Source organism: Streptomyces sp. MBT53 (assembly GCF_016654115.1).
In the GTDB taxonomy this organism is placed as follows: domain Bacteria; phylum Actinomycetota; class Actinomycetes; order Streptomycetales; family Streptomycetaceae; genus Streptomyces.
Genome location: NZ_JAEQAZ010000016.1, coordinates 1 through 19,967, shown reverse-complemented (window position 1 = coordinate 19,967; position 19,967 = coordinate 1). Strand labels below are relative to the sequence as shown.

Here is a 19,967-nt window from a genome sequence, read left to right as displayed (position 1 = left end):
CGACATGAAGGCACAACATGAAGGCACTGCAAGAAGCCTGTGAGCATGTCAAAGAAGACTTCGAAGACAAGTAAAATTTCAGGCAACGGACTTCTGTAAGAATTCATTCATTCCTAGCCTGAGGCCTCCCGTCCGTTAAGCATGCGTGCTGACTTCGAGAGGCCTCTTGACATGGTGAGCGTTGACCAGTCCGTTCCGGAGGCCACCAGGGATCCGAGCGGCCTGCGGAGGGACGTCGGCCTGATCGGGCTGACATGGGCATCAGTCGGCTCGATCATCGGCTCCGGTTGGCTCTACGGCGCACACGACGCGGTCATCCAGGCCGGGCCCTCGGCGATCATCTCGTGGGTGATCGGCGCGGTCGCGATCGTGCTGCTGGCGCTGGTGCACGCCGAACTCGGCGGCATGTTCCCGGTGGCGGGCGGCACGGCCCGCTACCCGCACTACGCGTTCGGCGGCCTCGCGGGCATGTCGTTCGGCTGGTTCTCCTGGCTCCAGGCCGCGACCGTGGCGCCGATCGAGGTCGAGGCCATGATCGGTTACGCCGGTCACTGGAAGTGGGCGAAGCACTTCCAGCACGCCGACAAGACCCTGACGACCAGCGGTCTGCTGGTGGCGATCGTGCTCATGGCGGTCTTCGTCGCGGTGAACTTCTTCGGCGTACGGGTGCTCGCGCACACCAACAGCGCCGCGACCTGGTGGAAGATAGCCGTCCCGCTGGGCGCGATCTTCATCGTCGCCGCGAGCAACTTCCACCCCGCCAACTTCCACTCGGAGGGCTTCGCGCCCTTCGGCGCCAAGGGCGTGCTCACCGCGATCAGCACCAGCGGCATCATCTTCGCGCTGCTCGGCTTCGAGCAGGCCATCCAGCTGGCGGGCGAGAGCCGCAACCCGAAGCGGGACCTGCCGCGCGCCACGCTCGGCTCGGTCGCGATCGGTGCCGTCATCTACGTACTGCTCCAGGTGGTGTTCATCGCCGCACTGCCGCACAGCACCTTCGCCAACGGCTGGGGCCACCTCGCGTTCAAGGGCGACAGCGGCCCGTGGGCCGGCCTGACGACTCTGATCGGCCTCGGCTGGCTGGCCTGGATCCTCTACCTGGACGCGATCATCTCCCCCGGCGGCACCGGCCTGATCTACACCACAGCCACCTCACGCGTCTCCTACGGACTGGCGAAGAACGGCTACGCCCCCAAGATCTTCGCGAAGACCGACGCGCGCGGTGTGCCGTGGTTCGGCCTGATCATGTCCTTCGTGACCGGCGTGATCTGCTTCCTGCCGTTCCCCAGCTGGCACAAGCTGGTCAGTTTCATCACCTCGGCGAGCGTGCTGATGTACGCGGGCGCCCCGCTTGCCTACGGCGTCTTCGCCGACAAACTGCCGCGCCTGGAACGCCCGTACCGGCTGCCGGCCGGCAAGCTGCTCTCCCCGCTGTCGTTCGTGGTCGCCAACCTGATCATCTACTGGGCGGGTTGGGACACCCTGTGGCGGCTCGGCCTGGCGATCCTGCTCGGCTACCTCCTGCTCGGCGGCTACGCCTACTACGCCCACAGCAACAACCTGCCGGACGCGCCCCGACTGGACTTCAAGGCCGCGCAGTGGCTGCCGGTCTACCTGCTGGGCATGGGCCTGATCTCCTGGCAGGGCGGCTTCGGCGGCCAGGGCAACATCCCGCTGTGGTGGGACATCCTGCTCATCGCCGCGTTCTCGATCGGCATCTACTACTGGGCCAAGGCGACTTCGTCCACGGTCGAGGACATCGAGCGCAGCATCGACGAGGTCGTGATCACGGACGCGCCCGCGCACTGATCCGACCCTCCTCCCCCGCGATCCGAACCGGCCGCCGTCCAGGCGGCCGGTTCTCGGTTGTCGGGCCACCGTCATACTGGACCGGTGACTTTCGCGTCCCCCCACCCCAACTCATCGTCCGTTCCCCGCTTTCCGGTCGTCGTCGTGGGCGCCGGCCCTGCCGGGCTCACCGTCGGCAACATCCTGCGCGCGGCCGGAGTCGACTGTCTGGTCCTGGAGACCGAGACCAGGGAGTTCATCGAACAGCGGCCCCGGGCCGGGGTCATCGAGGAGTGGGCCGTCCGCGGCCTTGAGCAACGCGGCCTCGCCCAGAACCTGTTGGAGCGCGCGCAGCGGCACACCCAGTGCGAGTTCCGCTTCGGCGGGCAGCGACACCGGTTCTCCTACACGGAGTTGACGGGGCATCACCACTACGTCTATCCGCAGCCGTTGCTGGTGACGGACCTGGTGCGGGAGTACGCGGACGTGCGCGGCGGCGCGATCCGCTTCGGCGTGCGGGACGTCGAGCTGCACGACCTCGACACCGACCGCCCGGCAGTGTCGTACACCGACGAAACCGGTCAACGGCAGCTCGTGCACGGGGACTTCGTCGCGGGCTGCGACGGTGCGCGCGGGGTGAGCCGGGCCGCGATACCCCCGGAGCGGGCCCGCACCGCTCGGCACGACTACGGCATCGGCTGGCTCGCGCTGCTCGCCGAGGCGCCGCCGTCCTCGGACTGCGTCCTGTTCGGCGTCCATCCGCGCGGCTTCGCCGGGCACATGGCACGCAGCCCCGACATCACCCGCTACTACCTCGAATGCCCACCCGGCGACGACCCCGCCGACTGGCCGGACGACCGCGTCTGGTCCGAGCTGCAGCACCGGCTCGCCGCGACCGGCGCCCCGCCGCTGACCGAGGGCCGGCTGATCGAGAAGCGCGTGCTCGACATGCACAACTACGTTGTCGAACCCATGGTGTTCGGCCGGCTCTACCTCGCGGGCGACGCGGCCCACCTCACCGCGCCCATCGCCGCCAAGGGCATGAACCTCGCCCTGCACGACGCGTTCCTGCTCGGTGACGCGCTCGTCGCCCACCTCACGAGGGGCGAATCGGCGGGCCTGGGCGGCTACTCCGAGGCCTGCCTGGGCCGGGTCTGGGAGTACCAGGAGTTCTCCCGCTGGCTCTCCGAGGTGTACCACGGCGCCTCGTCGGGCGATCCGTACCTCGCGGGCACCACCCTCGCCCGACTGCGCCGGGTCTTCCAATCCCCTTCCGCGGGGCTCGCGTTCGCGGAGTCGTACCTGGGCAAGGACCCCCAGCGCTGAACCTCAGTCGTGCGGCGGGCGGTCGTTGAGCCGGTGGTCCGCCACGTTCAACGCCTCGTCGACGAGCCGTCGTAGATGACCGTCGCTCAGTGCGTAGATGACCCGGCGGCCCTCCTTGCGCGTGGTCACCAGGCCCGCGAGACGCAGCCGCGCCAGGTGCTGGCTGACGGCCGGGCGGGCCGCGTCGCACGCCTCCGTGAGGGTGGTGACGTCGGACTCGCCCGCCGTCAGGGCGTGGAGGAGGGTCAGGCGGGTGCGGTCGCCGAGGAGGGCCAGGAGTTCGGCGGCCAGCGCGAACTGTTCCTCGCCCGGGGTGCGCGGATGCGCATCGTGCGCAGGTGATAGGTGCATGCGTGCGCTCATACGCACATAATGGTCCCGTGGGCGCCGTACGTCCACCCGCGCACCGGAAGGGGACGCACGTGAGCGACCAGCACCACCACGAGCACCATCACCACCACCACGCCCCCAGGGGCATCCGCCACCGTCTCACCCACCTCCTCACCCCCCACTCCCACGAGACCGCCGACAAGCTCGACTCCGCCCTGGAGTCCTCGGCCCGCGGCATGCGCGCGCTCTGGGTGTCGCTCGCGGTGCTCGGTGCGACGGCGCTGGCGCAGGCGGTCGTGGTCGTGCTGTCCGGGTCGGTCGCGCTGCTCGGCGACACGGTCCACAACGCGGCGGACGCGCTGACCGCCGTACCGCTGGGCATCGCGTTCGTGCTCGGCCGTCGCGCGGCGACCCGGCGCTTCACCTACGGCTACGGCCGGGCCGAGGACCTGGCCGGGATCGCGATCGTGCTGACGATCGCCGCGTCCGCCGCCTTCGCGGCCTGGGCGGCGGTGGACCGGCTGCTCGATCCGCGGCCCGTCACGCATGTCATGGCGGTCGCGGGGGCGGCGCTGGCCGGCTTCGTCGGCAACGAGTGGGTGGCCAGGTACCGGATCCGGGTCGGGCGGGAGATCGGCTCGGCCGCGCTGGTCGCCGACGGACTGCACGCCCGCACCGACGGGTTCACCTCACTGGCCGTGCTGATCGGCGCCGGCGGTTCGGCGCTGGGGTGGCAACTCGCCGACCCGCTCGTGGGGTTGGCGATCACCGCCGCCATCGCGCTGGTGCTGCGGGACGCGGCGCGCGAGGTGTTCCGGCGGGTGATGGACGCCGTGGATCCCGAACTCGTGGACCGGGCCGAGCACGCCGTGCGGGAGGTCGAAGGGGTGCGCGGGGTGGGCGAGTTGCGGCTGCGCTGGATCGGGCACCGGCTGCGCGCCGAGGTCGCGGTGGTCGTGGACGGGGAGGCGACGGTACGGCAGGCCCACGCCGTCGCCGTGGCGGCGGAGCACGCGCTGCTGCACGCGGTACCGAGGCTCACCGCGGCCCTGGTGCACGCCGACCCGGCACCGGTGCCGGGCGAGGCGGACCCGCACGGGGAGTTGGCCCACCACCACAGCATGGCCTGAGATCAGGCGACCCCGAGACCTTCGAGTACGACCGCGCCCGGAAGTTCCGCGAACGCCTTGCCGGGGACGAGGAGTTTGCCGCGCCGGCGTCCGCTGCCGACCAGGACGTACGGGAGGTCGACGACGGCGGAGTCCACCAACACCGGCCAGTCGGCGGGGAGTCCGATGGGCGTGATGCCGCCGTACTCCATGCCGCTCTCGCCGGTCGCCGTGTCCATGGAGGCGAACGAGGCCTTGCGGGCGCCGAGTTGGCGGCGGACCAGGCCGTTGACGTCGGCGCGGGTGGTGGACAGGACCACGCAGGCGGCGAGCGTGGTCTCGCCGCCGCGCTTCCCGGCCACGACCACACAGTTCGCGGACTGCTCCAGCAGCTCCCGGCCGTAGTGCTCGACGAACGTGGCGGTGTCGGCCCACTCCGGGTCGGTGTCGACGTAGACGATCTGATCGGCGGGGACGCTGCCGTGCCAGCCGCGCACGGCCTCGGCGACCGGGCGGATCAGTTCGTCGAGGCAGTCGGGGGCCGGGGTGGCGTGGTCGAAGTGTCCGATGGGTGCGCGCATGACGGCACGCTAACAGTCGTACGGCGGCCGTTCACGGGGTGTCGCGGTGCACCGGCGGGACGGACACCGCCATCACCATCTCCATCGGTACCGCGCCCCGATTCCCGTATGTGTGCGGGGTGTTGGCCTCGAAGGTGGCGCTCGCGCCGGCCGGGACGAGGTGGTCCTCGCCGTCCACGGTGAGGGTCAGCTCGCCGGCGGTGACATGGACCAGTTCGACGGTGCCGGTGGGATGGGGCTCGGAGGAGCTGCTCTCCCCCGGCATCAGCAGCCAGTCCCACATCTCCAGCGGTCCGGGTGCCTCAGTGCCGGCGAGGAGGCGGTTGTAGCTGCCGGCCTCGGTGTGCCAGAGCCGTACGGCCCGGTCGGCGGGGACGATGCGGACCTTCGGGCCCTGTTCGTAGTCGAGCAGGGTGGTGATGCTGACCCCGAGGGCGTCGCCGATCTTGACGACCGTACCGATGCTGGGATTGGTGCGGGCCTGCTCGATCTGGATGAGCATGCCCCGGCTGACGGCGGCCCGCGCGGCCAGCACGTCCAGGGTGAAGCCGCGCACCGAGCGCCAGTGCTTGACGTTGCGCGCCAGGGACTGGTTCAGCAGGTCGAGGTCCGACACGTTCCGTCCATACCTTCAGTTCAATATTATGGATGACAGGGTTCACTTCACTGAACTACGGTGTGGTGCACCCGATCGTTCACCGAACTGTACTGCGAGGCACCCCGTGACAGCATTCTTCGCCCTGGCCACCAGCCTCCTGTGGGGGCTGGCCGACTTCGGCGGAGGTCTGCTCACCCGAAGGTCCCCGGCGCTGACGGTCGTCGTCGTGTCGCAGGGCATCGCGGCGGTCGTGCTCGGCGCGGTCGTGATCGCCACCGGCGGCTGGAGCGAGGCCGGGCCGCGCCTGTGGTTCGCGTTCGCGGCGGGGCTGGTGGGGCCGGTCGCGCTCCTCTCCTTCTACAAGGCGCTCGCGCTGGGCCCGATGGGCGTCGTCTCACCGCTCGGCACGCTGAGCGTGGCCGTACCGGTCGGGCTCGGGCTGTTCCTCGGGGAGCGGCCCGGGCTGATACAGGTGGCGGGGATCGCGGTCGCGGTCACCGGAGTCGTCCTGGCGGGCGGCCCTCAGTTGCGGGGCGCTCCCGTGCAGCGGCAGACCATCCTGCTCACCCTGATCGCCGCGCTCGGTTTCGGCACGGTGTTCGCGCTGATCGCGGAGGCGTCCACCAACGTCACCGGTCTCTTCCTCTCGCTGTTCGTGCAGCGCGTGACGAGCGTGGCCACGGGCGGGGCCGCGCTCCGCGTCTCCGTGCGGCGGGGCGGGACCGCGCTCCCGGAGGGCGGCTTCCGCTGGGCCTCGCTGTCGGCGCTGGGCTTCGTGGGACTCGCCGATGTCGCGGCCAACGGAACGTACTCGATCGCCGCGCAGCACGGGCCGATCACCGTGGCGGCGGTCCTCGCCTCGCTCTATCCGGTGGTCACGTCGCTGGCCGCGCGCGGCTTCCTGAGTGAGCGGCTGCGGGCTGTGCAGGCGGCGGGGGCGGGACTCGCGTTGGTGGGGACGTTGTTGCTGGCCACGGGGTGAGCGCCGCTCAGGCTTCGGCGTCGAGTTCCGCCAGCCGCGCGATCGTGTCGTCGTCGAGTTCGGCGAGCCGCGCCGCGGTCTCCTCGTCCAGACCGGCCAGCGCGTTCAGCTGGTCCGGGGTGACGCCCTCGGGGATCGGCACCGGCGCGGGCGTCCGCAGCGGTGGCTGCCAGCCCTCCGCCGGAGTCCAGCGTCGTACGACCCGTGCGGGCGCGCCCGCCACCACGGCGTGGTCGGGCACCGTGCCCCGGACCACCGCACCGGCCGCCACCACCACGTTCCGGCCGATCCGCGCGCCCGGCAGGATCACCGCGCCGGTGCCGATCCAGCAGCCCGGGCCGATCTCGACGGGCTCCATGCGCGGCCACTGCTTGCCGATGGGCTCGTGCGGGTCGTCGTAGGAATGGTTCGTGGAGGTGACGTAGACGTACGGCCCGAAGTAGCAGTCGCTGCCGATGGTGACCGTCGTGTCGGCGATGACGTGGCTGCCGCGGCCGAGGACGACGCCGTCGCCGAGGCGCAGGATCGGGTCGGGGCCGAGGTCGAGGTCGGGCATCAGGCCCGCGGTCAGGGTGACCTGTTCGCCGACGATGCAGTGGGCGCCGAGATGGATCCACGGTTCGCCGAAGACGGTGCCGAGCGGGAAGGCGAGTCTGGTACCTGTTCCCATCGCGCCGAAGCGGAACCGTCCCGGGTGCGCGGCGGTCACGGAGCCCGTGCGCTGCACCCAGGCCCAGCCCGCGTGGACAGCGCGTTGCGCGAGGTGGCGGCGCCATTCTGAGAACGTGTTCTTGCGCTTGGGCACCCGCTCACGGTACTCAGCGTGAGCCGCACCCATGAGGTCCGACCGCTGTGATCTTCGCCCTACCCGATGACATACGGTGCGGGTGTCTTCGACGAAAGGGAGAGCACGATGGCGCACAAGGCGTTGATCACGGGTATCGGCGGCAGGGAACCGAAGGTCGACGAGTCGGCGTTCGTCGCTCCTACGGCGTCGGTGATCGGGGATGTGACGGTGTCGGCGGGGGCGAGTGTCTGGTACGGGGCCGTGTTGCGCGGTGACGTCGAGCGGATCGTCGTCGGGGCGAGCAGCAACATCCAGGACAACTGCACGCTGCACGCCGATCCCGGGTTTCCGGTGAGCGTCGGGGAGCGGGTGTCCGTGGGGCACAACGCCGTTGTGCATGGGGCGACCGTCGAGGACGACTGTCTGATCGGGATGGGGGCTACGGTGCTCAACGGGGCGGTGATCGGGGCGGGTTCGCTTGTTGCCGCGCAGGCGTTGGTGCCGCAGGGGATGGTTGTGCCGGCGGGGTCACTGGTCGCCGGAGTGCCCGCCAAGGTCAGGCGAGAACTCACGCCCGAAGAGCGGGAGGGGCTGACCCTCAACGGAACCATGTATGCGGAGTTGGCCAAGGCGCACAAGGGGGTGCATGAGTAGACCGTTGGCGGGTGCGGGTCCGTTGGGGCTGGGCGCGCCCACGCGGCGGAGCCGCAGATCAAACACAGCCCCGCGCCCCTGTTTTACTCGGCGGCGTTGACTGGCTCGGGTTCCTTTTTCGCCGCGTTCATCTTCTGGGCCTTGCGCCTGACCATCAGCATCGAGGCCAGGCCCACCAGTACCGCCGCTGCCAGGCCGAAGTACGAGAAGCGCTTCAGCCAGTCCTCGGCGACGATGCCTACGTAGTAGACGACCGCCGTGGTGCCGCCCGCCCAGATGATTCCGCCGAGGAGGTTGGCGGTCAGGAACTTCCAGTACGGCATGTGCAGTACGCCCGCGAGCGGGCCGGCGAAGATGCGGAGCAGGGCGATGAAGCGGCCGAAGAAGACGGCCCACATGCCCCACTTCTCGAACGACCGCTCAGCGGTGGCCACATGGCCCTCGCTGAAGTGTCTGGGGAACTTGTCGGCGAGCCAGGCGAGCAGCGGGCGTCCGCCCTTGCGGCCGATCGCGTAGCCGATGGAGTCGCCGATCACCGCGCCGAGGCTGGCGCAGGCGCCGAGGATGATCGGGTTGATGCCGGAGTGCTGGGAGGAGAGCAGCGCCGCCGAGACCAGGACGATCTCGCCCGGCAGCGGGATGCCCAGGCTCTCCACCCCGATGACCAGCGCCACCAAGGCGTAGACGGCCACCGGGGGAACCGTGTCGAGCCATTCCTGGACGTGCAACGCCGGTCCTCCCGAGTTCGCGTACCGCCTTGCCTGCGCGCGCCGCGCAAAAGGGCGCACTCCGGGAAGGGTACCGCTCGCCGTCACGGGCCGACGCCCCGCCGATCGAGCGCATCGGAACCGCTCCGTTACCTACTGAGCGGGCAGAAAGGGCTCTCACTTCCCGCAATTCACTTAAGGTAGCCTTGCCTAAGTTGGCCGGTTTCCGGAGGGTGGCTGGTGGGAGCAGGGGAACTGTCGGGGCGGGATGTTCTGACGCGCTCGGTCAAGGGACAGATGCGGCGCGTCGCTCTCGGCTCGGCGCTCGGGTGCGTGCACCAACTGGGGGAAGCCCTGGTGCCGGTGCTCATCGGCGTCGTCATCGATCAGGCCGTCGCCGGTCAGGACGCGGGGCGGCTGGCGCTCTGGCTCGGCGTGCTGGCCCTCATGTACGTGACGCTGTCGTGGAGTTTCCGGCTCGGTGCCAAGGCCGGTGAGCGCGGGGCCGAAGAGGCCGCGCACACACTGCGGTTGGCGATCGTGGACCGGGTGCTCGATGCGCGCGGCGGTGCCGAGGACGGGCGGCTGCCCGGTGAGCTGGCCAATGTCGCCACCGAGGACGCCAAGCGGGTCGGCGCGGTCAACATGGCTTTGATGAGCGGGATCTGGGCCCTCGCGGGGGTCACGGTGAGTGCCGTCGCGCTGCTGCTGATCTCGGTGACGCTCGGACTGATCGTCCTGCTGGGGACGCCTGTTCTGCTGTGGCTCGGGCATCTGCTGTCCAAGCCGCTGGAGCGGCGCAGCGAGGCCGAGCAGGACCGGGCCGCCCATGCCTCGGGCGTGGCCGCCGACCTGGTGGCCGGGCTGCGGGTGCTGAAGGGGCTCGGTGCGCAGCAGGCCGCCGTCGAGCGGTATCGGCGGACGAGTCGTATCTCCCTTGCCGCCACGCTGCGTTCGGCGCGTGCCGAGTCCTGGCAGACCGGGCTCGTGCTCGCGCTCACCGGTGGGTTCATCGCACTCATCGCCCTGGTGGGCGGACGGCTCGCCCTCAACGGGTCCCTTACGTTGGGGCAGTTGGTGTCGGCCGTGGGGCTCGCACTGTTCCTGCTGGGGCCGTTGGAGACGTTCGCCTGGGTCAACGCCGAGCTTGCACAGGGCCGGGCCTCGGCCGCCCGGGTCGCCGAGGTGCTCGCGGCCGGGCCCGCCGTCGTGGACGGCGACGACCCGGTCACCGAGCCCGTGCGCGGCGAACTGCGACTTCGGGGCGTACGACTCGGCGGCCTCGACGGTGTCGATCTCGACCTGCGCGCCGGGCGGTTGACCGGCATCGCGGTGACGGATCCGGCCGGCGCCGAGGCCCTGTTGCGCTGTCTGGGCAGGGAGACCGACCCCGAGTCGGGCTCGGTGGAGCTGGACGGTGTGCCCCTGACTCGGCTGGATCCGACGGGACTTCGGGCGGCGGTGCTGGTCGCCGCCCATGACGCGGCCCTGTTCGAGGGCTCGTTGGCGGAGAACGTGACGCCGGAGGAGGAGTCGGCGAGCGAGGAGGCCGATCTCCGTACCGAGCACGCCATGGCCGCCGCCCGTGCCGACGAGGTCGCCGAGTCGCTGCCGTACGGGACCGCCACCGGGGTCGGTGAGGGCGGCCGGTCCCTGTCGGGCGGGCAGCGTCAACGCGTGCTGCTGGCACGGGCGTTGCGGGCCGGGTCACCGGTCCTGGTCGTGCACGATCCGACGACGGCCGTCGACACGGTGACCGAGGCGCGGATCGCGGAGGGGCTGCGCGAGTACCGGCAGGGCAGCACCACGATCGTCGTGACCAACAGCCCGGCACTTCTCGCCGTCACCGACCACGTCATCCTCCTCGACGCCGGGCGCGTCGGCGCCGAGGGCACCCACGCCGATCTGGTGCGGACCGACGCGACCTACCGGACGGCGGTGCTGGCATGACGACAGAAGACATACGGACGGACGCCGAGGACGTGCGGACGGACTCCGAAGTCCTGCGGACGGACTCCGACCGCGCGCTGCTCCCCACCGCCACCCCCGCCCGCACCCGTGCCGCCGTGCGCGAACTGCTGCGTCCGCAGCGGGGGTTGGCCTTCGCCGGGTTCGGGCTGATGGTGGTCGCCACGGCTGTCGGGCTGCTCACCCAGCCGCTGCTGGGCCATATCGTCGACGTGGTCACCGAGCGTCGCTCCCCCGACGCGCTCACGCTGCCCGTGGTCGCGCTGGCCGGGGTCGCCCTGGTCCAGGGCGTGACCACCGCGCTGGGCATGTCGCTGGTGTCCCGGCTCGGGGAGACCGCGCTCGCGCGGCTGCGTGAACTGTTCGTGGAGCGGGCGCTGTCGCTGCCCCTGGACCGGATCGAGAAGGCCGGGTCGGGCGACCTCAACTCCCGTGTGACGCGCGATGTTTCACGGGTCGCCGACGCCGTGCGCGGCGCGCTGCCCGAACTGGCGCGGTCCGCGCTGTCGATCGTGCTGACCCTGGGCGCGCTCGCCCTGCTGGACTGGCGCTTCCTGCTCGCCGCGCTGATCGCCGTGCCCGTGCAGGCGCACACCGCCCGTTGGTATGTGCGCAACGCCGTTCCGCTGTACGCCAAGGAGCGCATCGCGACCGGGACCCAGCAGCAGCAGTTGCTGGACACCATCGGCGGGGCGCGGACCGTACGGGCGTACCGGCTGCAGAAGGGGCACACCCGGCAGGTCACCGAACGCTCGCGTGCCGCCGTGGAGTTGACGATGAGCGGGGTGCGGCTGATGCTGCGCTTCTACAGTCGGCTGCACATCGCGGAGTATCTGGGGCTGTCCGCCGTCCTGGTCACCGGGTTCCTGCTGGTGCGCGACGGTTCCGCCTCGGTCGGTACGGCCACCGCCGCCGCGCTCTACTTCCACAGTCTCTTCGGTCCGGTCAACACCGCCCTGGTGCTGCTGGACGACGCCCAGTCGGCAACGGCCGGACTGGCCAGGCTCGTTGGGGTCGTGGACGAACCCGCGCCGGTGGTCGCCGGGCACGCGGACGACCGTACGACCGCGGCCGGACCTCCGTCCGTGACGCTGACCGGTGTCTCGCACGCGTATGTGGCGGGCCGCCCGGTCCTGCACGACGTCGACTTGGAGATCCGGCCCAAGGAGCGGGTCGCGCTGGTCGGGACGACCGGTGCGGGCAAGACGACGCTCGCCAAGCTGGTCGCGGGGCTGCACCGCCCACAGGCGGGGCGGATCGATGTCGGCGGTCAAGAGCCGGACGAGGCCGGGCAGTTGGTCGGGCTCGTCACACAGGAGGTCCATGTCTTCGCCGGACCGCTCGTCGACGATCTGCGACTGGCCCGCCCGGACGCCCACATCGAGGAACTGCAGGAAGCGCTCGAAACGGTGGGCGCGCTCGGCTGGGCCGAGGCGCTGCCGGAGGGCCTGGACACGGTCGTGGGCGACGGCGGCCACCGGCTGACCGCCGACCGCGCCCAGCAACTCGCCCTGGCCCGGCTGCTGTTGGCCGACCCGCCGGTCGTCGTGCTCGACGAGGCGACGGCGGAGGCGGGCAGTTCGGGCGCCCGTCAGCTCGACGAGGCCGCCGAACAGGCCCTGCGCGGCCGTACCGCGTTGGTCGTGGCGCACCGGCTGAGCCAGGCCGCCTCCGCGGACCGGGTGGTCGTCCTCAGCGAAGGCCGGGTCGTGGAGAACGGCACGCACGACGAACTCCTCGCCGCCTGGGGCCAGTACGCCGCGCTCTGGCAGGCCTGGTCCGACAGCCGCTCCGCAGACACCCCCTGAACCCGTCACCCCCCGCCGACCCATCGCGACGAACAGAAGGATCATCCGATGCCCCGCGCCACCAGAGCCTCCCGGCTGTCCGGCCTGCTCGCCTCCGTACTCCTGCTGGCCGTCACGGCGGTGGGCTGCGGTTCCTCCGACTCCGGTTCCGATGCGTCCTCTTCGGAGACGGCGGGTTCGGAGGCGAAGGTCTCCGCCGACGCGTTCCCCGTGACGATCGCCCACAAGTTCGGCAGTACGACGATCAAGTCCGAGCCCAAGCGGATCGTCACCGTCGGTCTCACCGATCAGGACGCCGTCCTCGCCCTCGGCAAGGTCCCGGTCGGCACGACCGAATGGCTCGGCGGCTACAAGGGCGCCATCGGCCCGTGGGCCACGGACAAGCTGGGGAGTTCACCCGCGCCGACCGTCCTCAAGGACACCGGCACCGGCCCCCAGGTGGAGAAGATCGCCGCCCTGAAGCCCGATCTGATCCTCGCCGTCTACTCGGGTCTGACCAAGGCCCAGTACCAGAGCCTGTCGCAGTTCGCGCCGGTCGTCGCCCAGCCGAAGGCCTACAACGACTACGGCGTGCCGTGGCAGCAGCAGACCGAGGAGATCGGTCAGGCGCTCGGCAAGGCGGACGAGGCCAAGACCCTGGTATCGGGCGTCGAGGCCAAGTTCGACGCGGCCAAGAAGGCCAACCCCGCGTTCGCCGGTGCCTCCGCCGTCATGGCCACCCCGTACGAGGGCGTCTTCGTCTACGGCAGCCAGGACCCGCGCTCCCGCCTCCTGTCCGACCTGGGCTTCTCGCTCCCGAAGGATCTCGACAAGGTCATCGGGGACACGTTCGGCGCCAACATCAGCAAGGAGCGCTACGACCTCCTCGACCAGAAGGTCGCCGTGTGGATCGTGCCGGACACCACCACGGCCGTCACCAAGCTGCACAACGACAAGATCTACGGCGACCTGAACGTGGTGAAGCAGGGCCGCGAGGTCTTCATCAAGGAGACCAGTGACTACGGCAACGCGGTATCCCTCTCCACCGTGTTGAGCATCCCCTACGTCCTGGACCGCCTGGTGCCGCAGCTCTCGGCGGCGGTGGACGGCAAGGCGTCGACGAAGGTGGAGCAACCCGCCTCCTGACCCGACGGAAGGGGGGCCGGCCCGAGTTCATGACTCGGACCGGCCCCCCTTTCATGTGCTCAGACCCCGTCGACCAGGCTCTTGGGCCGCATGTCCGTCCAGTTGGCCTCGATGTGGTCCAGGCATTCCTGCCGGGCGGCGGGTCCGTGCGCGACCGTCCAGCCGGCCGGTACGTCCACGAAGTCGGGCCACAGGCTGTACTGGCCCTCGCCGTTGACGAGGACGGAGTAGACGCCTTCGGGGTTCTCGAACGGGTTGCTCATGTCGGGGTTTCCTTGCCTTTCGTAGGGTTCTGCTGTCGGGGTAAGTACCGTGATTTCAGGCCCTGTTCAGGGCGTCCGCCCGTCGTACGACGGCCTCCAGCGCCCTGAACCAGGTGCGCGCCAGATCCTGGACCCGTTCCTCGGTGAGGAGTTCGGCCGCGTAGGCCCAGTGGGCGCTGAGTTCCGGGCCCTCGGGGCGGTTCTCGGTGATGGCGTTGAGGGTCAGGGCGTGGGACATCGGCTGGCCGGGGTCGGCGTCGAGGTCGGCCGCGTCGTCCTCGGGCGCGTAGGACCAGTCGGCCGCCGCCGGGCGGTCGAAGCGGCCCATGTAGTTGAACTCGATCTGCGGCTCGGCGAGTTGGGCGAGGAGCGGGCCGGTCCCGGAGTTGAGGTGGCGCAGCAGTCCGTGCCCGATACCGGCTGTCGGCAGCGCGGTGAGGTGGGCGCGGACCCGGGCCAAGGCCGTGTCCAGTGCGGGTCCGCCCGCAAGGGCGTCCGCCAAGTCGGCCTGGCCCGGGTCGAGTCGTACGGGTACGACGCTGGTGAACCAGCCGACGGTACGGGACAGGTCGGCGTCGCCCGCGAGTTGCTCCTCGCGGCCGTGGCCCTCCAGGTCGACCAGGACGGGCCCGCCCGCCTGCGACGCGCCGAGTGTCCGGGTCCGCCAGTCCCCGACCGCCAGCGCGAATGCTGTGAGCAGGACGTCGTTGACGGTGGCGCCGAAGGCCGCAGGGGCACGGCTCAGCAGCGGTTCGGTGAGGTCGGCGGGCAGGGTCAGGGAGAGATAGCGGGTGGTGGCGACGGTGTCCCGGGCCGGGTCGAGCGCACGGGCCAGCGGAAGGCCCGCCCCCTCTGCGAGGGCGGAGGTCCACCACGGCAGTTCGTCCTCGGTGGCCGGGTCGCCGGCGCGGGCCCCGAGGAGCCTGGACCAGCGGGCGAACGACAGCTCCACGGGAGCGAGTTCGGCCGTACGACCGCCTCGGACCGCTGCCCAGGCGGTGGCCAGGTCGGGCAGGAGCACCCGCCAGGACACGCCGTCGATCACCAGGTGGTGGACGAGGATCAGTAGCCGCCCGGGCTGTCCGGGTCCGGCGTCGAACCAGACCGCCCGCACCATCGCTCCGCTGTCGGGGTCGAGCCTGGCGCGTGCGGTCTCGGCGTGTCGGGAGATGGCGGCGCGCAGTCCGGCCTCGTCCGACCCACGCACATCGGCCCGGGTGAGCCAGGCGCTCACGTCGGTGTCCCGGGCGGCGGGCACCCGCAGACTCCACTCCGGTGCGCGCACGAGCCGGGCCCGGAGCATGTCGTGCCGGTCGGCGAGTGCCTTGAGCACGGCCAGCAGGCCGGGTTCGGTGAGGTCGGCGGGAGTCTGCACCAGGGCCGCCTGGTGGTACGCGGCGATGGGGCCGCCGCGCTCCAGCAGGCCGCGCATGATCGGGGTGAGCGGGACGGTGCCGGTGCCGTCGTCGTGGACGGCGTGCCGTTCGGCGGTGCCCAGCGGGACGGCAACTGCCGCGAGGGCGGCGACAGTTCGGTGCTGGAAGACCTGGCGCGGGGTGACGCGCAGGCCGCCGGCCCGGGCGCGGGCGACGAGTTGCATCGCGACGATGCTGTCGCCGCCGAAGGTGAAGAAGTCGTCGTCCGTGCCGACCGCCTCGGCGGGCAGCCCGAGGGCGTCCGCGAACAGGTCGCGAAAGGTCCGCTCGGCGTCGTTCTCGGGGGCCCGGCCGCCGCCCGTCGCGGTGAAGTCCGGTGCGGGCAGGGCGGATCGGTCGAGCTTGCCGTTGGACATCAGCGGCAGTTGATCGAGGACGACCACGGCGGCCGGGACCATGTAGTCGGGCAGTACAGCGGCGGCATGGGCGCGCAGGGCCGACCCATCCGTCTCCTCCGCGACCGCGTAGGCGACCAACTGCCGTATGCCGGGCCGGTGTTCGCGGGCCACGACGACCGTCTGGGTGACGGCCGGGTGGGTGTCCAACGCGGCCTCGATCTCTGCGAGTTCGATGCGGAAGCCGCGGATCTTGACCTGGTCGTCGGAACGGCCGGCGAACTCCAGCTGGCCGTCCTCGGTCCAGCGGGCCAGGTCGCCGGTGCGGTACATGCGCGCGCCGGGCTCGGTGGCGTACGGGTCGGCGACGAAGCGTTCGGCGGTGAGGTCGGGGCGGTCGAGGTAGCCGCGGGCCAGACCGGGGCCCGACAGGTACAACTCGCCGGTGACGCCGGGCGGTACGGGGCGCAGGGCGGTGTCGAGGACGTAGGCGCGGGACTCGTGGACGGGGCGTCCGACGACCGGGGTGGCGCTGTCGCGGACCCGGCCGACGAGCGCGTCGACGGTGGCCTCGGTGGGGCCGTAGAGGTTGAACGCCTCGGTGTCCGGCAGCGCGGCGAGCCGTGTCCACAGCGACTCGGGTACGGCCTCGCCGCCGAAGCCGACCACCGCGAGGGGGCAGTCGCCCTCGGTGCCGATCAGTCCGCTGTCCGCCATCTGCGCGAGCAGCGACGGGGTGACCTCGATGAAGTCGATGCCCCGGCCGCGGATGAACTCGGCGAGGAGTTCGGGGTCGCGGCGGGTCTCGTCGTCCGCGATGTGCAGGGCGTGTCCGTCCAGCAGCCACAACTGCGGCTGCCAGGAGGCGTCGAAGGAGAACGACCAGGCGTGGCCGACCCGCAGGCGCCGCAGTCCGGTGCGCTCCCTGGCCACCTGGTGCAGGTCGTGGCGGTGGCTGTGGAAGAGGTTGGCGATGCCTCGCTGGGTGACGACGACGCCCTTGGGGCGGCCGGTGGAGCCGGAGGTGTAGATGACGTAGGCGGGGTGGTCGGGGCCGGGGGCGACGGGTTCCGCCTGCGGCAGGCCCTCGGCCGGGGCGTCAAGTCGCAGTACTGGTACGCCGGTTGGGGGCAGCGTGGCGGCGGTCTCGTCCGTGGCCAGGATCAGCACGGGGCGGGCGTCGTCGAGCATGCCGGTCAGCCGGGAGGCGGGAAGGTCGGGGTCGAGGGGCAGATAGGCGGCGCCCGCCTTCATCACGGCGAGGATCGCGGCGATGTGGTCGACGGTGCGGGGCAGCGCGAGGGCCACGATCCGCTCGGGTCCGGCGCCGTGCCCGGCGAGGGTGCGCGCCAACTGGTCGGTGCGGGCGTCGAGTTCACCGAACGTGTAGGTCGTACGGCCGTCGGTGACGGCGATCGCGTCCGGTCCCGCGGCGGCCTGCGCGGCGAACAACTCCGGGACCGTGCCGAGGCGTTCGGCGGCCGGGAGCGCGGTGTCGTTCCAGCTCTCCAGGACGGTGTGCAGGTCGGCGGGGCCGAGCAGGTCGAGGCGTCCGACGGGGCGGTCCGGGTCGGCCGCCATCCCGGTGAGGAGGGTGGTCAGGGCGTCCGAGATCCGTCGTACGACGGCCGGCCGGAACAGGTCGGGACGGAACTCGGCGGTCAGCCGCAGCCGTTCGGCGGGCTCGACGGCCCACGCGAACGGGTAGTGGGTGGAGTCCTCGTGGTCGCGGACGGTCACGCGCGGCCCGTCGCCGTCCTCGTCCGCGTCGGCGACCGGGTACGACTCGAACACCACGAGGGTGTCGAAGAGTTCACCGAGTCCGGCGGCCCGCTGGATGTCGGCGAGACCGAGGTGCTGGTGGGCGATGAGAGCGGACTGCTCGTCCTGGAGCCGCGTCAGCAGGGCGGCGGTGCTCTCCTCGGGGCGGACGTTCACCCGTACCGGCACGGTGTTGATGAACAGACCGATCATCGACTCGGCACCGGTCAGTTCGGGCGAGCGCCCGGCGACGGTGGCGCCGAACACCACATCGGTACGGCCGGTGAGCCGGCCGAGGAGCACGCCCCAGGCGGCCTGGACAAGGGTGTTGACGGTGACGCCCCGGCGGCGCGCGAACGCCTCCAGCTCCGCAGTGCGGTCCGGGTCCAGCTCCACGGTGTGGGTGCTCGGTACGACGGCGGCCCGGTCGGGGTCGACCGGCGCGAGCCGGGTCGGCTCGGCCAGCCCGCCGAGCGCCTCGGCCCAGGCCGCGGTGGAAGCGGCCGGGTCCTGGGCGGCGAGCAGCCGCAGGTGGTCGCGGTACGGGGCGGGCGCGAGCCGGGTGCGGCCTTCGTAGCGGGCCCAGAGTTCGGCTGTGAGCAGCGGCAACGACCAGCCGTCCAGCAGGAGATGCTGGTGCGAGAGCACGAGCCGGTGCCGGTCCGGGCCGAGCCGGGCCAGCAACAGCCGTAGCAGCGGCGGGTGTTCGGGATCGAAGCGGCGCCGCTCCTGCACGAGCAGCCGCTCCCACTCCCCCGGCTCCTCGCTCAGGTCGAGCTGTCGCCACGGCAGTACGGCCGTCCGCGGTACGACGGCGACGGGCCGTCCGGAGGACAGGTGCCGGAAGCCGCTGCGCAGGTTCTCGTGGGCGTCGAGCACGGACTGTGCGGCGGTGTGCAACCGGTCGGCGTCCAGGGGGCCTTCGAGGTCGTAGGAGACCTGGACGGTGTAGACGTCCGGGCCGTCGTCGCCCGAGTCGAGGGCGGCGTGGAAGAGCAGACCGGCCTGGAGCGGGGAGACGGGCAGGATCTCGGTTCCGGCGGGCAGCGCGGCGAGTTCGGCGCGCTCGTCGTCGGTGAGGTCGAGCAGCACGGTGTCGTCGGCACGCCCGGCCGTGACCGTGGTCGCGGTCACGGTGGCCAGCCCCGCCGCCGACTTGTGGCGGAAGACGTCACGCGGGCTGAAGGTGAGCCCGGCGGCACGTGCTCGGGCGACCAGCTGCATGGCCACGATGCTGTCGCCGCCGAGGGTGAAGAAGTCGTCCTCGACACCGACCCGTTCGAGCCCGAGGACATCCGCGACGAGCGCGCAGAGGGTCTCCTCCAGCTCCGTGCGCGGCCGGGTGTCGGTGACCTCGGCGGCGAAGTCGGGGGCGGGCAGGGCGCGCCGGTCCAGCTTGCCGTTGGGCGTGAGCGGGAGGGTTTCGAGGGTCACCACGGCGGCCGGGACCATGTGATCGGGCAGCGAACGGGCGGTGTGGGCGCGGAGTTCGGCGGATTCGGCAGAGGTTCCGGCCGGTACGACGTACGCCACGAGCCGTTCGTCCCGTACGACGACGGTGGCGTGCGCGACGCTCGCGTGGGCGCTCAACACGCTCTCGATCTCGCCGAGTTCGATCCGGAAGCCGCGCAGCTTGATCTGGTCGTCGGCGCGGCCGAGGTATTCCAGTTCGCCGTCGCGGGTCCAGCGGGCCAGGTCGCCCGTGCGGTACATGCGGGCGCCGGGCTCGGTGGCGTAGGGGTCGGCGACGAAGCGTTCGGCGGTCAGGACGGGGCGGCCGAGGTAGCCGCGCGCCAACTGAACACCGGCCAGGTACAGTTCGCCGGCCACGCCGGGCGGCACCGGGCTCAGGTGGGCGTCGAGGACGTAGGTGCGGGTGTTCCACACCGGGCGGCCGATCGGCACGGTGGCCGGGTCGGCGGGCACCTCGTGGGCGGTGACGTCGACGGACGCCTCGGTGGGGCCGTAGAGGTTGTGCAGACGTACGTCCGGCAGGATCTGGTGGAAGCGGGTGGCCAGTGGGGCGGGCAACGCCTCGCCGCTGCACATCACTTGGCGCAGGTCGGTGCAGCCGGTGGCGGTGGGTTCGTCGAGGAAGGCGCGCAGCATCGACGGCACGAAGTGGGCCGTGGTGATGTGCTGACGCCGGATCAGCTCGGCGAGGTAGGCCGGGTCCTGGTGGCCTTCGGGGCGGGCCACGACGAGCGTCGCCCCGGTGATGAGCGGCCAGAAGAACTCCCACACCGACACGTCGAATCCGGCCGGGGTCTTCTGCAGGACCCGGTCGTCGGCGTCGAGACGGTAGGTGTCCTGCATCCACAACAGGCGGTTGGTGATGCCCTGGTGGGGGACGGTGACGCCCTTGGGGCGGCCGGTGGAGCCGGAGGTGTAGATGACGTAGGCGGGGTG

15 protein-coding genes are annotated in these 19,967 nt (G+C 71.4%); 8 read left to right on the top strand and 7 right to left on the bottom strand.

All coding sequences use genetic code 11. The features are described 5' to 3' along the window. Window positions 1-171 precede the first annotated feature (171 nt). The gene (locus JHN45_RS08780) at window positions 172-1,809 is read left to right on the top strand and encodes an APC family permease (RefSeq protein WP_201048598.1); all 1,638 of its coding nucleotides are present in this window, start codon (window positions 172-174) and stop codon (window positions 1,807-1,809) included. Window positions 1,810-1,893: 84 nt separating this feature from the next. Further along, the gene (locus JHN45_RS08775) at window positions 1,894-3,114 is read left to right on the top strand and encodes a 4-hydroxybenzoate 3-monooxygenase (RefSeq protein WP_200711099.1); all 1,221 of its coding nucleotides are present in this window, start codon (window positions 1,894-1,896) and stop codon (window positions 3,112-3,114) included. 3 nt (window positions 3,115-3,117) lie between these two features. Here the strand turns inward: JHN45_RS08775 and JHN45_RS08770 are convergent, their stop codons facing one another. Then, window positions 3,118-3,477 carry a metalloregulator ArsR/SmtB family transcription factor gene (locus tag JHN45_RS08770; protein WP_200711100.1) on the bottom strand — a complete coding sequence of 120 codons (360 nt, stop codon included), beginning with the start codon at window positions 3,475-3,477 and terminating at the stop codon, window positions 3,118-3,120. A gap of 59 nt (window positions 3,478-3,536) precedes the next feature. Here JHN45_RS08770 and JHN45_RS08765 point away from each other — a divergent pair, with 59 nt between their 5' ends. Further along, complete coding sequence (locus JHN45_RS08765; protein WP_200711101.1) at window positions 3,537-4,574, top strand: cation diffusion facilitator family transporter; 1,038 nt, start codon at window positions 3,537-3,539, stop codon at window positions 4,572-4,574. A 2-nt stretch (window positions 4,575-4,576) separates the two neighbouring features. Here JHN45_RS08765 and JHN45_RS08760 read toward each other — a convergent pair whose 3' ends face one another. Both JHN45_RS08760 and JHN45_RS08755 read right to left on the bottom strand, forming a co-directional pair. After that, a complete protein-coding gene (locus tag JHN45_RS08760) occupies window positions 4,577-5,134 on the bottom strand; it encodes a YbaK/EbsC family protein (protein ID WP_200711102.1) in 558 nt (185 codons plus the stop codon). Between the two features lie 31 nt (window positions 5,135-5,165). Next, window positions 5,166-5,750: a helix-turn-helix domain-containing protein gene (locus JHN45_RS08755; protein ID WP_201048597.1), complete on the bottom strand. Its 585-nt coding sequence runs from the start codon at window positions 5,748-5,750 to the stop codon at window positions 5,166-5,168. A gap of 106 nt (window positions 5,751-5,856) precedes the next feature. On the opposite strand from JHN45_RS08755, the gene JHN45_RS08750 reads away from it, so the two are divergent. Further along, window positions 5,857-6,714, top strand: coding sequence for a DMT family transporter (locus JHN45_RS08750; protein ID WP_201048596.1), 858 nt, complete (start codon window positions 5,857-5,859; stop codon window positions 6,712-6,714). Between the two features lie 7 nt (window positions 6,715-6,721). Here JHN45_RS08750 and JHN45_RS08745 read toward each other — a convergent pair whose 3' ends face one another. Then, window positions 6,722-7,519 carry an acyltransferase gene (locus tag JHN45_RS08745; protein ID WP_307783061.1) on the bottom strand — a complete coding sequence of 266 codons (798 nt, stop codon included), beginning with the start codon at window positions 7,517-7,519 and terminating at the stop codon, window positions 6,722-6,724. A gap of 108 nt (window positions 7,520-7,627) precedes the next feature. Here JHN45_RS08745 and JHN45_RS08740 point away from each other — a divergent pair, with 108 nt between their 5' ends. After that, window positions 7,628-8,155: a gamma carbonic anhydrase family protein gene (locus JHN45_RS08740; protein ID WP_200711106.1), complete on the top strand. Its 528-nt coding sequence runs from the start codon at window positions 7,628-7,630 to the stop codon at window positions 8,153-8,155. Between the two features lie 83 nt (window positions 8,156-8,238). On the opposite strand, the gene JHN45_RS08735 is transcribed toward JHN45_RS08740, so the two are convergent. Beyond that, a complete protein-coding gene (locus JHN45_RS08735) occupies window positions 8,239-8,883 on the bottom strand; it encodes a DedA family protein (RefSeq protein ID WP_200711107.1) in 645 nt (214 codons plus the stop codon). A gap of 276 nt (window positions 8,884-9,159) precedes the next feature. Between JHN45_RS08735 and JHN45_RS08730 the strand changes: the two genes are divergently transcribed. The 3 genes from JHN45_RS08730 to JHN45_RS08720 are packed head-to-tail and all read left to right on the top strand — an operon-like array spanning window position 9,160 to window position 13,763. Continuing rightward, on the top strand, window positions 9,160-10,812 hold the full coding sequence (locus JHN45_RS08730; RefSeq protein ID WP_200711108.1) for an ABC transporter ATP-binding protein: 1,653 nt from the start codon (window positions 9,160-9,162) through the stop codon (window positions 10,810-10,812). Beyond that, the gene (locus tag JHN45_RS08725; protein ID WP_236583500.1) at window positions 10,809-12,638 is read left to right on the top strand and encodes an ABC transporter ATP-binding protein; all 1,830 of its coding nucleotides are present in this window, start codon (window positions 10,809-10,811) and stop codon (window positions 12,636-12,638) included. The genes JHN45_RS08730 and JHN45_RS08725 overlap by 4 nt, the downstream gene beginning before the upstream one ends. Before the next feature lie 48 nt (window positions 12,639-12,686). After that, window positions 12,687-13,763 (top strand): iron-siderophore ABC transporter substrate-binding protein, encoded by a 1,077-nt coding sequence (locus tag JHN45_RS08720; protein ID WP_201048595.1) that lies wholly within the window; start codon window positions 12,687-12,689, stop codon window positions 13,761-13,763. A 59-nt stretch (window positions 13,764-13,822) separates the two neighbouring features. Here JHN45_RS08720 and JHN45_RS08715 read toward each other — a convergent pair whose 3' ends face one another. Together JHN45_RS08715 and JHN45_RS08710 are read right to left on the bottom strand one after the other, a co-directional pair. Beyond that, window positions 13,823-14,026: an MbtH family protein gene (locus JHN45_RS08715; RefSeq protein WP_201048594.1), complete on the bottom strand. Its 204-nt coding sequence runs from the start codon at window positions 14,024-14,026 to the stop codon at window positions 13,823-13,825. A gap of 55 nt (window positions 14,027-14,081) precedes the next feature. Further along, window positions 14,082-19,967: non-ribosomal peptide synthetase (locus JHN45_RS08710; protein WP_201048593.1), on the bottom strand; the 5,886-nt coding region annotated here is incomplete at its 5' end.